At 64.4% G+C, this 15,033-nt stretch carries 14 protein-coding genes; 11 read left to right on the top strand and 3 right to left on the bottom strand.

Annotation, left to right across the window (positions count from 1 at the left end):
• Positions 1-51: 51 nt before the first annotated feature.
• Together ahcY and B4383_RS17435 are read left to right on the top strand one after the other, a co-directional pair.
• Positions 52-1,512 carry an adenosylhomocysteinase gene (gene ahcY, locus B4383_RS17440; RefSeq protein ID WP_078292383.1) on the top strand — a complete coding sequence of 487 codons (1,461 nt, stop codon included), beginning with the start codon at positions 52-54 and terminating at the stop codon, positions 1,510-1,512.
• Between the two features lie 68 nt (positions 1,513-1,580).
• The gene (locus B4383_RS17435) at positions 1,581-2,219 is read left to right on the top strand and encodes a dTMP kinase (protein ID WP_078292343.1); all 639 of its coding nucleotides are present in this window, start codon (positions 1,581-1,583) and stop codon (positions 2,217-2,219) included.
• A gap of 57 nt (positions 2,220-2,276) precedes the next feature.
• Here B4383_RS17435 and B4383_RS17430 read toward each other — a convergent pair whose 3' ends face one another.
• Positions 2,277-2,999 carry an MgtC/SapB family protein gene (locus B4383_RS17430; protein WP_078292340.1) on the bottom strand — a complete coding sequence of 241 codons (723 nt, stop codon included), beginning with the start codon at positions 2,997-2,999 and terminating at the stop codon, positions 2,277-2,279.
• A gap of 285 nt (positions 3,000-3,284) precedes the next feature.
• On the opposite strand from B4383_RS17430, the gene B4383_RS17425 reads away from it, so the two are divergent.
• Genes B4383_RS17425 through lpqB form a run of 4 tightly spaced genes read left to right on the top strand, consistent with a single transcriptional unit; the run spans position 3,285 to position 9,045 of the window.
• A complete protein-coding gene (locus B4383_RS17425; protein ID WP_078292382.1) occupies positions 3,285-4,832 on the top strand; it encodes an AMP-binding protein in 1,548 nt (515 codons plus the stop codon).
• Between the two features lie 51 nt (positions 4,833-4,883).
• Positions 4,884-5,570, top strand: coding sequence for a two-component system response regulator MtrA (gene mtrA, locus B4383_RS17420; RefSeq protein ID WP_070909563.1), 687 nt, complete (start codon positions 4,884-4,886; stop codon positions 5,568-5,570).
• On the top strand, positions 5,567-7,294 hold the full coding sequence (mtrB, locus tag B4383_RS17415; protein WP_078292338.1) for an MtrAB system histidine kinase MtrB: 1,728 nt from the start codon (positions 5,567-5,569) through the stop codon (positions 7,292-7,294). Before mtrA ends, mtrB begins: the two co-directional genes overlap by 4 nt.
• Positions 7,294-9,045 carry an MtrAB system accessory lipoprotein LpqB gene (gene lpqB, locus B4383_RS17410; RefSeq protein ID WP_078292336.1) on the top strand — a complete coding sequence of 584 codons (1,752 nt, stop codon included), beginning with the start codon at positions 7,294-7,296 and terminating at the stop codon, positions 9,043-9,045. The genes mtrB and lpqB overlap by 1 nt, the downstream gene beginning before the upstream one ends.
• Here lpqB and B4383_RS17405 read toward each other — a convergent pair.
• Entirely contained in the window at positions 9,042-10,991 is a 1,950-nt protein-coding gene (locus B4383_RS17405) for an acyl-CoA dehydrogenase (RefSeq protein WP_078292334.1), read from the bottom strand. The genes lpqB and B4383_RS17405 overlap by 4 nt on opposite strands.
• A gap of 127 nt (positions 10,992-11,118) precedes the next feature.
• Between B4383_RS17405 and B4383_RS17400 the strand changes: the two genes are divergently transcribed.
• Both B4383_RS17400 and B4383_RS17395 read left to right on the top strand, forming a co-directional pair.
• The gene (locus B4383_RS17400; protein ID WP_078292333.1) at positions 11,119-11,541 is read left to right on the top strand and encodes a hypothetical protein; all 423 of its coding nucleotides are present in this window, start codon (positions 11,119-11,121) and stop codon (positions 11,539-11,541) included.
• Positions 11,542-11,544: 3 nt separating this feature from the next.
• The gene (locus B4383_RS17395) at positions 11,545-12,249 is read left to right on the top strand and encodes a TetR/AcrR family transcriptional regulator (RefSeq protein ID WP_078292331.1); all 705 of its coding nucleotides are present in this window, start codon (positions 11,545-11,547) and stop codon (positions 12,247-12,249) included.
• Here B4383_RS17395 and B4383_RS17390 read toward each other — a convergent pair.
• On the bottom strand, positions 12,246-12,875 hold the full coding sequence (locus B4383_RS17390; RefSeq protein WP_139360841.1) for a hypothetical protein: 630 nt from the start codon (positions 12,873-12,875) through the stop codon (positions 12,246-12,248). The two genes, B4383_RS17395 and B4383_RS17390, sit on opposite strands and share 4 nt — an antisense overlap.
• Before the next feature lie 85 nt (positions 12,876-12,960).
• On the opposite strand from B4383_RS17390, the gene B4383_RS17385 reads away from it, so the two are divergent.
• The 3 genes from B4383_RS17385 to B4383_RS17375 all read left to right on the top strand — a co-directional run bounded on the left by B4383_RS17385 (position 12,961) and on the right by B4383_RS17375 (position 15,021).
• Positions 12,961-13,584, top strand: coding sequence for a ComF family protein (locus B4383_RS17385; RefSeq protein WP_078292327.1), 624 nt, complete (start codon positions 12,961-12,963; stop codon positions 13,582-13,584).
• A gap of 306 nt (positions 13,585-13,890) precedes the next feature.
• Complete coding sequence (gene raiA, locus B4383_RS17380) at positions 13,891-14,562, top strand: ribosome-associated translation inhibitor RaiA (RefSeq protein ID WP_078292325.1); 672 nt, start codon at positions 13,891-13,893, stop codon at positions 14,560-14,562.
• Positions 14,563-14,661: 99 nt separating this feature from the next.
• Positions 14,662-15,021: a DUF2834 domain-containing protein gene (locus B4383_RS17375; RefSeq protein WP_078292324.1), complete on the top strand. Its 360-nt coding sequence runs from the start codon at positions 14,662-14,664 to the stop codon at positions 15,019-15,021.
• Positions 15,022-15,033 lie beyond the last annotated feature (12 nt).

Genomic DNA, 15,033 nt, shown 5'->3' with positions numbered 1-15,033 from the left:
TCAGTTGAATTGACATGCAAGAAACATTCATGAGACGCGATTGAGGTGGCGATGACCGAGCTGGTGGCCGACGTACGCAACGGCATTGATTACAAGGTGGCCGATCTTTCCGAGGCCGAGTTCGGCCGTAAGGAGATTCGTCTCGCCGAGCACGAGATGCCCGGCCTCATGGCGCTGCGTCGGGAGTACGCGGAAGTGCTGCCGCTCAAGGGCGCTCGCATCTCCGGCTCGCTGCACATGACCATCCAGACCGCGGTGCTCATCGAGACGCTTGTCGCGCTCGGTGCTGAGGTGCGGTGGGCGTCCTGCAACATCTTCTCCACCCAGGACCACGCGGCGGCGGCCATCGTCGTCGGGCCGCATGGCACCCCGGAGGAGCCCCAGGGCACCCCGGTCTTCGCCTGGAAGGGCGAGACGCTGGAGGAGTACTGGTGGGCCGCCGAGCAGATGCTCACCTGGCCCGGCGAGCCGGCCAACATGATCCTCGACGATGGCGGTGACGCCACCATGCTGGTGCTGCGCGGTGCGCAGTTCGAGCAGGCCGGCGTCGTGCCGCCCGCGGACGAGAACGACTCGGCCGAGTACAAGGTCTTCCTGAACCTGCTGCGTGAGCGGTTCGAGACCGACAAGGACAAGTGGACCAAGGTCGCCGCATCGGTCCAGGGCGTCACCGAGGAGACCACCACCGGCGTGCTGCGCCTGTACCAGTTCGCCGCTGCCGGCGAGCTGGCGTTCCCGGCCATCAACGTCAACGACTCGGTGACCAAGAGCAAGTTCGACAACAAGTACGGCACTCGGCACTCGCTGGTCGACGGCATCAACCGTGGCACCGACGTGCTCATCGGCGGCAAGAAGGTCCTCATCTGCGGCTATGGCGACGTCGGCAAGGGCTGTGCCGAGTCTCTCGCGGGTCAGGGCGCGCGCGTGCAGGTCACCGAGATCGATCCGATCAACGCGCTGCAGGCGCTCATGGACGGGTTCGACGTCGTGACCGTCGAGGAGGCCATCGGCAATGCTGACATCGTGGTGACCGCGACCGGTAACTACGACATCATCCTGCTGGACCACATGAAGGCGATGAAGGACCAGGCCATCCTGGGCAATATCGGTCACTTCGACAACGAGATCGATATGGCCGCCCTCGAAAAGTCGGGCGCCACCCGGCTCAACATCAAGCCGCAGGTGGACCTGTGGACCTTCGGAGACTCGGGCAAGTCGATCATCGTGCTGTCCGAGGGCCGTCTGCTCAACCTGGGTAACGCCACGGGCCACCCGTCCTTCGTGATGAGCAACAGCTTCTCCAACCAGGTGATCGCGCAGATCGAGCTGTGGACCAAGAACGACGAGTACGACAACGAGGTCTACCGACTGGCCAAGCACCTGGACGAGAAGGTGGCGCGCATCCACGTCGAGGCTCTCGGCGGCACGCTGACCAAGCTCACCAAGGATCAGGCCGAGTACATCGGTGTGGATGTGGAAGGCCCGTACAAGCCGGAGCACTACCGTTACTGATTGTCGAGAAACTCGTACAAGGCCCTCGGCACTCCGGTGCCGGGGGCCTTTGCGTAGGCTGACCAGCCGTGGGCCAGCTGATTGCGATCGAGGGTGTCGACGGCGCGGGCAAGCGCACGCTTACCGAGAAGCTGATAGCGCGCTCGAATGCCCAGGGATTATCCGTTGCGACGCTGGACTTTCCGCGCTATGGGCGCTCGGTGCACGCCGACCTCGCCGCCGAGTCGCTCAAAGGTGGGCACGGTGATGTGGTGTCCTCCGCGTACGCGATGGGACTGTTGTTCGCGCTGGACCGGCGTGATGCCCGTGACGAGCTCGCGGGGCTGTCGCGCACCAACGACCTGGTGATCCTGGATCGCTGGGTGGCCTCCAACGCCGCGTACGGCGCGGCGCGGCTGCATCAGGACGGCGACGGCGAGATGACCCGCTGGGTGTATGAGCTCGAATACGGGCGATTCGGTCTGCCGCATCCCGATTGGCAAGTGTTCCTGAACGTTTCCCCGGAGCTTGCCCAGCAGCGGGCGCGGCAGCGCGAGCAGCAGGAAAGCGACCGCACTCGCGACACCTATGAGCGTGACGCGGATTTGCAGTCGCGGGTGTCCGCGGCATATGCCGATCTGGCGCAGCGCAATTGGGGCGGCCCGTGGGTCGTCACCGACGGTGGCGATCCGGATGCGCTTGCGGAAAAGCTCCTGCGCCGAGTGTGAAGATACGGCGGGTATTCGGCCGAAATGCCGCCGTGGCTTCACGCTCGACGGATGTGCCTACCACTCACTGGCTTCGGCCTCTTCCTCGCGGTCGATATGCCAGCGCACCGATGAGACCGCGGGCTCCATGGACAGGCGGCTTACCGCGGACTCCAGCAGCGAGTCGTTGCGTTCTTCTGCGCTCAGCTTCGCCACGACGCGCACATGCTTGCCGTCTTCGACGTCATAGGACCGCACCGATTGCAGCGCGAATTCAGGCCTGCTGACGGCCTGTACGGTGAGCGCCCGGATATGGGCCTCGGTTTCATCGGTGGTGGTGACCTCGAAGAGGTACGCCGCGGGTGCGGACTCGCGGCCGATGGCGGGTTGGCGATCCAGCAGATGTCCGAGTGGCCGCAACAGGACGTTGGCCAGCACGATGGCGACGGTGCCGACAATCGCGACGTCGTACATGCCGCCGCCTGCCAGCGCGCCCACGGCGGCGGTGGCCCACATCGTGGCGGCGGTGTTCAGCCCGGTGATGGTGGCGCCCTGTTTCATGATCACTCCGGCGCCGAGGAAGCCGATGCCTGAAACGATCTGTGCTGCAACGCGAGTCGGGTCAGCACCGGGGCCATGGAAGCTGTAGCCGCCCATGATGACGAAGAGTGTCGCGCCCAGGCACACCAGCGCGTTGGTGCGCAGGCCGGCATTCTTGGCGCGCCACTGCCGTTCGATCCCGATGACACAACCCAGGCTAAATCCCAGGGCTACGCGGATGATGACATCCCAATGACTCATGAAGGGTCCTGTTCTCTCGCAGTGGCTTCGAGGTGCACACACATATGTGGTGCAACAAGAGCGCCTTCGAGCGCAACCCGGGTCTGCGTTAGAAGGCGCCGTGGATACTCGGAGGTTGACTATCGGACATAGTCGCGTCACCTCCTAGGCGCTGGCGCAAAGCGCACATGAACCACTGCTGAACAAGCGCCCTCATTAAACACCCGTCCACCAGTGACCGGCAAGATGTCCCCGCGCTTCGTGGATATCCACGCCACATGGGGAGCGGGACGGCAGGATTGGTGCGTGTTCTTCGACCTGAGTGTGCGAGATTTCCTGGACCGTGCCGAGTTGGTCTATCCCGACCGTGTCGGGGTAGTCGACGAGCCGGCGCAACCGGCGTCCTCCTGGGGGGCGTTGAGCTACCGGCAGCTCGCCGAGCGGGCACGTGGGCAAGCCGCGTCGCTCGACGATCTCGGCGTCGGACCCGGGGAGCGCGTGGCGATCGTCTCTCAGAACAGCGCGCGACTGCTCACCTCGTTCTTCGGGGTGTCCGGGTGGGGACGGATCCTGGTGCCCATCAACTTTCGCTTGGCGCCCGCCGAGATCGAGTACATCATCGAGCATTCGCGCGCCTCGGTGCTGATTGTGGATCCGGAGGTGCGCGGCCTGCTGGATACCGTGCGCGCCCCTCACAACTTCGTGCTGGGTGAGGACGACGCCGCGATATTCGGTAAAACCGGCGAGGAGGAGTCGCCGAACCCGGCTAGCCCCTGCCCGTGGTCGTGCGTTGAATCATCCACCGCCACACTGAATTACACGTCAGGAACCACGAGTAGGCCCAAGGGTGTGCAGCTGACCCATCGCAACATCTGGCTCAATGCCGTTGTCTTCGGGTTGCACGCGACCCTGCGCGACGACGATGTACTGCTGCACACATTGCCGATGTTCCACTGCAACGGCTGGGGTTGGCCGTACGCGGCGACCGGAATGGGTGGCCGGCACATCGTGCTGCGCAAGATCGACGGAGACGAGATCCTGCGACGCGTGCAGGATCACGGTGTCACCGTGATGTGTGCGGCCCCAACGGTCGTCGATTCCGTTCTGGATGCCGCCGCGCGTTGGCAAGGACCTATTCCGGGCCGAGAGCGGGTCCGGATCATCGTCGCGGGAGCGCCGCCTCCGACGCGCACGATCGCCCGGGTGCGTGCCGAGCTCGGCTGGGAGTTCATCCAGATTTATGGGCTTACCGAAACCGCGCCGCTCATCACGATGAATCGGTTTCGGTCAGAATGGGCAGACCTCGACGACCATCAGCAGGCGCGCATGCTGGGCCGCGCGGGCGCTCCGGCGATCGGTGTCCGGGTATCGATCGCCGAGGACGGCGAGGTGCTCACGCAGTCGAATACGAATCTCGACGGTTACTGGGACCAGCCGGAGGCCACCACGGAGGCGTTGGCAGGCAATTGGTTTCACACCGGTGACCGCGGATCGATGTCCGAGGGTTACCTCAGCATCTCGGACCGCAAGAAGGACATCATCATCACTGGTGGCGAGAACGTGTCGTCCATCGAAGTGGAAGACGCGCTGATATCTCATCCGGGGGTTCGGGAGGCCGCGGTCGTTGGCGTGCCCGACGAGAAGTGGGGCGAGCTCGTCACGGCGGTGGTGGTGATCGCTGAGGCGGCCCCAGGGGCTGATCCGCCAACGGGACCGGATCTCGTCGCGCACTGCCGGGAGCATCTGGCCGGGTACAAGTGCCCCAAGCGTGTCGAGTTCGTCGACGCTTTACCCAGAACCGCCACCGGCAAGATTCAGAAGTTCAAGGTTCGCGCGCAGCTCACCGGAGACTAGTTCGCAACTCGCCCCCTTGGTACCCCGGTTTTGTCACGATCTAGTGACACGATGGGATCTATGAGGCAAAGGATCCTTGTTGTCGACGATGACGCGTCATTGGCAGAGATGCTCACCATCGTGTTGCGCGGGGAGGGCTTCGAGACGGCTGTGGTGAGCGACGGTACCCAGGCGCTCACCGCCGTTCGCGAGCTGCGCCCTGATCTGGTTCTGTTGGACCTCATGCTGCCCGGGATGAATGGCATTGACGTATGCCGGGTGCTGCGTTCCGATTCCGGTGTTCCGATTGTCATGCTCACCGCCAAGACCGACACCGTTGACGTGGTGCTCGGCCTGGAGTCCGGTGCCGACGACTACATCATGAAGCCGTTCAAGCCCAAGGAGCTCGTCGCCCGCATCCGTGCCCGGTTGCGGCGTAACGACGATGAGCCGGCCGAACTGCTGAACATCGCGGGTATCGAGATCGATGTGCCCGCGCATAAGGTCACCCGCGAGGGCGAGCAGATCTCCCTGACCCCGCTGGAGTTCGACCTTCTGGTGGCGCTGGCACGTAAACCGCGCCAGGTGTTTACTCGTGATGTGCTGCTCGAACAGGTGTGGGGTTACCGTCACCCGGCCGATACCCGGCTGGTGAACGTCCACGTGCAGCGGCTGCGGGCGAAGGTCGAGAAGGACCCGGAGAATCCGACCGTGGTGTTGACCGTTCGAGGAGTGGGATATAAGGCCGGACCCCCGTGATCTTCAGCTCGAAGCGGCGCATTCAGCGGCGATCGGCACCACTGATACGCGGACTGAAGGCGCTGAGTCGAGCGGTCGGGTTCACCTGGCGCCGTTCCCTGCAGGTGCGGGTGGTGGTGTCCAATTTGGCGCTGTCCTCCCTGGTCATCCTGATCCTGGGATTTGTGCTCACGAGCCAGGTGACCGATCGCATCCTGGAATCGAAGATTCGGGTCGCGACGGAGGAGATGGAACGTGCGCGGGTCATCGTCAGCGATGACGTCGGCGGCGAGGAAACCCGTTCACTACAAAGCAGCCTGGAGCTGGCGCGTAACCAATTGTTGAACGGCAGCAAGGGTTCCGAGGGCGGGGGCGCCGGGGCGTTCGACGCGGTCCTCCTGGTTCCCGGTGACGGGCCCCGCGAGGCGACATCGTCGGGGCCGGCCACCCAGATCCCGGGCCCGCTGCGCGAATTCGTGAAGGCCGGCCAGGTCAGTTATCAGTACTCGACCGTGCACACCGAGAACTTCTCGGGGAAGGCCCTTGTCATCGGTTCGCCGACGACGTCCAAGGTAACCGCGCTCGAGCTGTACCTGGTCTTCCCGCTGTCGAGCGAGGAAAGCACCATTTCGCTGGTGCGCGGAACCATCGTCACCGGCGGTGTGGTGCTGCTGGTGCTCCTGGCCGCCGCCGCACTGCTGGTCGCACGTCAGGTGGTGCTGCCGGTGCGGTCGGCCTCCCGCATTGCCGAGCGGTTCGCCGAAGGACATCTGTCCGAACGCATGCCGGTGCGCGGTGTCGACGATATGGCGCGGCTCGCGGTGTCGTTCAACGATATGGCGGAAAGCCTCTCGCGCGAGATCACCCAGCTGGAAGAGTTCGGAAATCTGCAGCGCCGCTTCACCTCCGACGTCAGCCATGAACTGCGTACCCCACTGACCACGGTGCGGATGGCGGCCGATCTCATTTACGACAACCGTGAGGAGCTCGACCCGGCGCTGCAACGTTCCGCCGAGCTGATGACTAATGAGCTGGACCGGTTTGAAACGCTGCTGGCCGATCTCCTGGAAATTTCGCGGCACGATGCCGGTGTGGCCGAGCTTGCCGTGGAGCAGGTGGATCTGCGCGACACCGTCAAGACGGTGGTGGCCTCGGTCAAGCACCTCGCCGACGAGCTGGACACGGTGGTAGAGCTGGACATGCCCGACAGCGAGATCATCGCCGAGGTGGATCCTCGTCGCGTGGAACGGATTCTGCGCAACTTGGTCGCCAACGCGATCGACCACAGCGAGCACAAGCCCGTCACCATCCGAATGGCCGCCGATGTCGACAGTGTTGCCGTCACCGTGCGAGATCGCGGGGTCGGCCTGCGTCCCGGTGAGGAAAAACTGGTGTTCAACAGGTTCTGGCGTGCCGACCCGTCGCGCAAGCGTCATTCCGGCGGCACCGGACTGGGGCTGGCGATCAGCGTCGAGGACGCCCGGTTGCATCAGGGACGGCTGGAGGCGTGGGGCGAACCGGGTAACGGGGCGTTGTTCCGACTGACGGTGCCCTTGGTCCGCGGGCATAAAGTGACTACGAGCCCCCTTCCGCTGAACCCCGTCAGCCGTCCGAGTGCTGGTGTGCGCCGGCCGGTTTTGCGGGGAGTACAACCGGCGGAGCGGGGAACCCAACCGGGGGAGCAGGAGACCACGCCGATGCGGACCTCGGGGGCCAAGACCGAACATGTGCGAGAGTCGTCCTGATGCGGCGCACGGTGGCCGCGATCCTGACCGCGGTGGCACTCGGGATCACCGGCTGTGCCGGGGTGCCGTCCTCCTCTTCTCCGCAGGCCATCGGAACGGTGCAGCGGCCGCTGCCGCCGGGGGTCCCGGCGCCCACGCCGGGAATGGAACCCGAGACGGTATTGCGCGAGTTCTTGAAGGCCACCGCCGAACCGTTGAACAGGCACCGGGCCGCCCGGCAGTTCCTCACCGAATCCGGCTCGCGGACATGGGATGACGCGGGCGACGCGGTGCTCATCGAGTCACCGATATTCGCCGACCAACGCGGCGTCGACCGGTGGACGATCAACGTGCGCGCCAACAAATTGGGCACCTTGTCCGATATCGGGGTGTTCGAGACCGCTCAGGGGGATACCCAAGATCCCCAATTCACCTTGGTGAAGGTCAACGGCGAGTGGCGAATCGACACGCTCCCCAATGGAGTCTTCCTGGACTGGGCGCAGTTCCAGGCCACCTATCGGCGATACACCGTGTACTTCGCGGATCCCGCCGGTCGCACCGTGGTGCCCGATCCGCGCTATGTGGCGGTGAACGACCCCGATTCGCTGGCCACCGAGCTCGTCTACAAACTCTTATCCGGTCCGCGCCCGGAACTGGCCGGGGCGGTGCGTAATCACCTGAACGGCCTGCGGTTGCGTGGACCCGTGACACGCGCCGATGGCAGCAGGGTGGACGTGGGGCGTGGCTACGGCGGCGTGCGCGTCGATCTGGAAGGCGATCTGACACCCGATCAGCGGACCAGGCAGTTCCTTGCCGCGCAGGTGATTTGGACACTGTCGCGCGCCGGTATCGCCGGGCCGTACGTCCTGCAGGTCAATGGTGCTCCGTTGGATGAGCAATTGGCGCAGGGCTGGAGCACGCAGAATGTCGCGTCGACCGACCCCGGTGCTTCCGAGGGCGCGGGAGTGGGTCTCTACGGACTGCTGAATGGATCGCTGGTGACGGTCGACCGTGACACGGCAGTGCCGGTGCGCGGATCGTTTGGCCAAGTGGGAAGCCAAGTTTCGGCAGCACTATCGCGCAGTGGGCGTCAGGTGGCGTCGGTGATCCGGGTGCAGGCCGGAGAAGATCCGCTGATGTCGATGTGGGTGGGCGCCAACGGTGCGAACGGTAGCGAGGCTGTCGGCGGTAAGACGTTGACCCGCCCGACCTGGGCCCTTGACGACGCGGTATGGGTGGTCATCGATGGTGGCCGGGTGGTCAGGGTCATCCAGGAAGCCACCACGGCCATGGTGGCGGTGTTGCCTGTCGAATCATCGGCGGTGGCGCAGAACTACAAGGGACAGATCACCGAGCTGGCGTTGTCACGCGATGGTACGCGTGCCGCCATGATCATCGACGGCCAGGTGATCATGGCGACGGTTGTACAGACCGATAGCGGCGATTACGCACTGGTGCACCCGCGCCGTCTCGGTTTCGGCCTCGGAAACTCCGCGGTATCGCTGGCCTGGCGTACCGGTGACGACATCGTGGTGGCGCGTAACGATGGGTCGCACCTGGTGGCCAACGTGAATCTCGACGGAGTGAACTCCGATCTGGACGACCGCAATCTGCTGACTCCGGTATCGACGATTGTCGCCTCGCCGGCCATCATCTACATCGCCGATGCGCGTGGCGTGCTGCAGCTGACGGGACTGGGCACGCCGGAGGAGCGGTGGATCGAGGTGCGTCCACTGATGACACCGCAGGCGATACCCGTGCTGACGGGCTAGTTTTCGGCGATCATCTCCGTGGCGAGCAGCGCTTCAGGAATTCCGAAAGCGTCGACCAGAGTGCGCAGATGCGGACGCAGCTCCTCGCACAGCTGGTTGACACCGCGTCTGATGGCCTTCGCCCGTTCGGTCGAAACATGCCGGTGCATCAGGAACCAGGACAGGTCGGTTTCGAGCGCACTGTAGACAAACAGATCGCACAGCTTTTCCAGCAGCTCTTGTGCTGACTTGCTGTCGCAGCTGTCGATTGCCTCGATGAACGCCTCCAGCACCACCCGCTCGGTGTGAGCGGAGCCGACCTTGAGGATGTGGTCTTGCGCGGAGTTGAAGACCTCGAACGGATCCTCGTCGTCGGATTGGGCGCGTTGCATCCGGGTGGCCGCGGTGCGCAGCAGATGATCCTCGCGGTTGCGCAGCAGGCGTAGCTGGGTGCCGCGGTTGCTCAGCTCGGATTCCTCAACGTTCTCGTCGGAGGAGTCCAGGATGGTCTGAATGACCTGTCGTGCCGCGGAGCGTTCCAGGATTACGTCGCGGGCCATGCCGGCGATAAACCGCGTCCAGCCCACGGCGTTGAGGCCACGCACGTCCTCGCCGTAGGACGACAGGAGTTCCTTGGCCACCAGCTGGGTGAGCACGGTGTTATCGCCCTCGAAGGTGGTGAATACATCGATGTCGCGCCGCAGAATGGTGAGCTGGTTGGCATCGAGGTACCCGGCGCCGCCGCACGCTTCCCGGCATACGGTGATGGTGTTCTGGGCATGCCAGCTGGTCGTGGCCTTCAAACCCGCTGCGGTGCTTTCCAGCTGACGCTGTCGGTCGCCGTCCACCTCATCTGCGGTCTGTACTTCATGCAGCTCTTCGGTGAGTTCGTTCTGTGCGAACGCGAGCGCGTACGACCGTGCGATCAAGGGCAGAAGCTTGCGTTGATGCACGAGGTAATCGGCGATGATCACTTCGTCGTCGCTGTCCGGAGTGTCGAACTGCTTACGTACCAGGGCATATCGCGACGCGATGGTCAGCGCCTTGCGTGCCGCCGCACCCGAGGTGGCGGCGACGCTCACCCGTCCGCGGATGAGTGTGCCCAGCATGGTGAAGAACCGCTTGTTCTCGTTCTCGATGGGCGAGCTGTACGAGCCATCGGCGGCGACGTCCGCATATTTGTTGAGCAAGTTGGCGCGTGGCACCCGCAGGTTGTCGAACACGATGCGCCCGTTGTCGACCCCGGCGAGACCGCCCTTGTATCCGCAGTCGCTGGTAGTGACGCCGGGCAGGTCGTTGCCGTCCGCGCTCCTGATCGGTACTACAAAACAATGCACTCCGCGACCGGTGGCCTCCTCGCCGGGCCCGCCGGTGACGAGCTGCGCGAAAACCGCTGCCACGGTGGCATGCTCGGCGGCGCCGCCGATGTAGTCCTTGCGCGCCAGTGAGCCCTCGGAGTTGATGACGAAGTCGCCGGTCTGGCTGTCATAGGTCGCGATGGTCTGCAAGGCCTGAACGTTGGAGCCATGGCCGGTCTCGGTCATGGCGAAACAGCCGAGCACATCGAGGTTGATCAGCGGGACCACGTACTGCTCGTGATGGGTTGCGGTGCCCAGGTTTTCGATCGCGCCGCCGAAAAGTCCCCACTGCACACCGGCCTTGACCATGAGCGACAGGTCCGCGTAGCCGAGCATCTCGATGCCGACAATCGCTGCCCCGACATCGCCGGTGCCGCCGTGTTCCTTGCGGAATCCCGCCTGCGGCAAGCCATGGGGCACCAGCTCGCGCATGATCTGCAGCGATCGTGCGCGCGCCTCCTCGAGCGTCAGCGACGGGTCGGGTAGCAGGTCGGCACGGTTCAGGTATTCGCGGGCGGCGTCGCGTATCGGACCGAAACGGCCGTCGAGTGCAACGCGCAGGTTTGAGGTGAGGATGTCGGCATCGGCGGGTGCTGTCCGGGTCTCCATGAATCCGAGCCTAGTCAGATCGAGTCGGCGGCAGCGGTGTTCTGCGGCACGCCGTGCGTGTATACCGACCAGTGGTCTAACATACCGACCAGTGGTCTATTTTCGCCGTTCGAAAGGAGTTCGCGTCATGACAACCGCGCCCACTACGGAGGTTCCGGCCCAGCGCACGCGCGCATTTGCGCGGGTGATCGGTCCATTCGTCGCCACCGTCACCACCGTCATCGCGATTCGCGTGGGCGGGCCCGGCTTCCTCAGTGACAGCTTCTTCAAGGACCCCATGTGGGCGTGGCTCTTCGGCGCGCTGCTGCTCTTCTGTGGGCTGATGATCATCGCCTTCCACCAGTTCTGGAGGGGACTCGCGCCGGTGCTCATCTCGCTGTTCGGCTGGTTTCTGGCACTGCGGGGATTTGTGCTGTTGGCATTTCCTCAGCTGATGCAAAGTGGCGTTGAGGTGTCGGTGCCCGCGGTCGGTGCGGTCCGTGTCTTCTTTGCGATCCTGGCGGTCATCGGCGTGTATCTGACATACGTGGGCTGGATCAGGAAGCCCTGACCCGTGCCGCGTGTGGTGAAACATCCGGAGGTGCGCCGGACCGAATTGCTCGATCTGGCGATGGCCCTGTTTCTGGAGCGTGGCTACGACACGGTGAGTCTCAACGATCTCATCGCCACCTCCGGGATTTCGAAAGGTGCCTTTTATCATTACTTTTCCTCAAAGGAGGCCCTGGTGGCCGCGCTGTCGGAGCGCAGCGTGCATCAGGCCTTCGCGGAGTTGAGCCCGGTCTTCGCCGAGCCGGGGGTGGGTGCGTTGGAGCGGCTGAACGCGGGCCTGCGCGCCAGCTACGAGGTCAAGATGGCTCTCGGTGCACCGGAGAGCATCGCGGCGATGATGTCGATGTTGCGGCCGGAGAATCAGTCGCTGCTGCGCAGGATCTCGGCGATCTGGGAGGACAAGTTTCGGCCGGTGCTCACCGAGGTGATCACGCGCGGGGTTGCCGAGGGAGTGTTCGAGACATTCGATCCGGAGGGCGTCGGTGACATGATCCAGGGCTTTGCGGCCAACATGGGTGCCACCATGCACCGGATCATCGCCGCGCCCGACGCGCGCGCGCGCGCCGACGCGATCGATGCCGCGGTCCAGCGTCAGCGGCTCTATGGTGTTGCCACCGACCGGATTCTCGGGCTGCCCGACGGCACGATCGCGGTGCTGGATCGCAGTCAGATCGAGAGGCTGGTCGCGGCACTGCCTCGCAGTTATTAGCTCGGGCGCAGCGGCATGCCCGCATGGATGGCGAATGCAATTCCTATGCCGACGGCGAGCCCGACGACAATCGCGATGGGCACCCGCCACGCCGCGTGCGCACGTACCGCGCTTAGCGCGGTGAGGATCGCGATCACCAATGCGGTGACGCCGGTGCCGACGGCGCCGTATGCCGTGAAGAGAACGTCGCCGTAATGGGTCCGGAGCTTGAGCAGCGACCCGAGACCGATGGCGTCGAGAACGTTTTCCGCGACGTACGCCCGCCACACCGGCACGAGACCGGCCAGTGCTGCAGCGGAGGTGGCTAGTGCACACGCGACCAGACGTGAACGCACGCAACCGAAACGGCCGCGACTCCACATGGCCGCGATGGCCAGGACAAAAATGCCTGCGATGGCGGTGGCGACCCCTGGTTGTCCGGCCTTGCCTGACAGTGACGCAAATGAGGGGTCGCCGGTTATCCGGCCGATGCCGGTGACGGTGACCGGCTCCGATGTGCCGATGTCCGCGGAGATGCCCCACCACGGCAAGAAACTGAAACCGATGAGGAGAAGTGCCAGCGGTCCCGTCATTAATCCCAAGGCCCGCGACGGGATGCTCTCGTCATCGGCGGGGTCAGTCGACATGGGGAATTGATACCACCACGGCGCGCATGCGGAACGCGGAAATTGCGTGAAGGGATATGTCGGACCCTGCGCGCACAGTCATCGCATGCTCGATCTGATGCTGCCGCTGGCCTGCGGCGGTTGCGGGGCGCCGTCCACCCGCTGGTGTGAAGCCTGCGCGTGCGCGTTCGCCGCCGAGCCCGTGGTGGTGACGACGCGCGTCGATCCGGGTGTGCCCGTCCTCTCCCTCGGGCGCTATGCGGGCCCCCGGCGACAGGCGATTGTGACGATGAAGGACCGCGGCCGCCGCGACCTCGCCGTTCCGCTGGGGGCGGCGCTGGCCCGGGGAGTGGGTGAGCTGCTGCGCTGGCACCTCGTTGAGCAGCCGGTGACATTGGTTCCGGCGCCCACGCGGTGGATCGCGGCGCGTGGACGCGGTGGAGACCCGGTGACCGCCGTAGCGACGGTCGCCACCCGGATTCCGGGCGTGCACGTTGCGTCGCTGCTGCGCATGAAGATCGGTGCGCGAGATTCGGTCGGACTGTCCATTTCGGCCCGGCAGCACAACGTCGCCGGACGTGTCACGCTGCGCCGGGCCCCGCGGCCGGCCACCGAATTGGTGCTGGTCGACGATGTCGTAACCACCGGAGCCACCGTTGCCGAATCGGTCAGAGTGTTGAAATCCGCAGGATTTCGGGTCGCTGCCGTGCTCACGCTGACGTACTCCTAAAGATCGTATGACGATCTCGAAACGACTCTCACGAATCGGTGGCAAGGCGAGTGAACACGGACTACCGTCGGGGCCAACAAGCTATGAACGTTCCGCGTTTGGTGGGTCGAACCGCTCACCAACACGAAACGCCTGCGTCCCATTCGGCGGAGGAGGTGGTTACCAACCCCAGCGCCGGCGGGCTGCCGTCTCAGAGTTTCAGGCGACTCCGGCGTACTTCAAACATCAAACATGCGCTTCGTCAACATCTTTAGTCCCTAGCGGATGGGTTGAGCGCAAGCGCACTCTCAGTACCGGAGGTATGAGTTGTCAAGCACATCAAAGGCATCCGTTGCACTCGAGGACGGGGAGCGGACAGCCCAAGCCGATATCGTGGTCAAGGGCCGAAACGTAGAAATCCCCGATCACTTTCGAATCTTTGTGAACGACAAACTTTCCCGTTTGGAACGTTACGACAAGACCCTTTACCTCTTTGATGTAGAACTCGAACACGAACGCAACCGTCGCCAGAAAAAGAGCTGTCAGCGCGTGGAGATCACCGCGCGGGGCCGGGGACCGGTTGTCCGGGGCGAGGCATGTGCCGACACGTTCCACAGCGCGCTGGAAGCCGCCGCCGCCAAGCTGGAGAGCAGGTTGCGACGAGGTCGTGACCGCCGCAAGGTTCACTACGGAGACAAGACGCCGGTATCGCTCGCCGAGGCCACCAAGGTTCTCCCCGCCGATGCCTTCACGCCACCTGCCGCGGTGAATGGCGCGCACACTCACAACGGGGCCGAGGTCGATGACGGCCAGGGTCCGGGCCACATCGTGCGGACCAAAGATCACCCGGCCAAACCGATGACGGTCGATGACGCGCTGTATGAGATGGAATTGGTCGGCCACGACTTCTTCCTTTTCCATGACGAGTCCTCGGGTCGCCCGTCTGTGGTGTATCGCAGGCACGCGTATGACTACGGCCTGATACGCCTCGGGGAGTAGGGCGCGCGGTTACCCCGCGCAGAGAATCCCCGCACCTGGTCCGCGACCGGTGCGGGGATTTCTCATATCGGGGGCTCGTTCACATCGCATACTTCGTCGGTGACTACCGCTCGCCGAAACCTCTGTTTTTTGTACGGCGCGATAGCGCTGATCGCCGTGGGTGCCACCTGGTGGCACAACATCGCGTATATCTCGTCCGGCGGGAAACTAGTCGATGTCGTGACCAGCGCGTATGCAAATCACGTCGCAGGCTCTCTGACCAACGACCTGATGCTGCTCACGGTCGCGGCCCTTGTGCTCATGGTTGTCGAGGCCCGACGGTTGGGTATCAAGCACATCTGGGCGTACATCGCGCTCTGCTTCCTCGTCGCCATCAGCGTCGCGTTCCCGTTGTTCCTCATAGCCCGCGAGCGGCGCCTGGCGGTGCTCGCGGATGGCGCGACGGCCGTCCAAGAGTGACTGCTCGGGGAG

Origin of the sequence: Mycobacterium sp. D16R24, assembly GCF_002013385.1 — a bacterium.
Classification (GTDB): domain Bacteria; phylum Actinomycetota; class Actinomycetes; order Mycobacteriales; family Mycobacteriaceae; genus Mycobacterium.
This window is presented reverse-complemented; position numbering and strand designations above follow the sequence as displayed.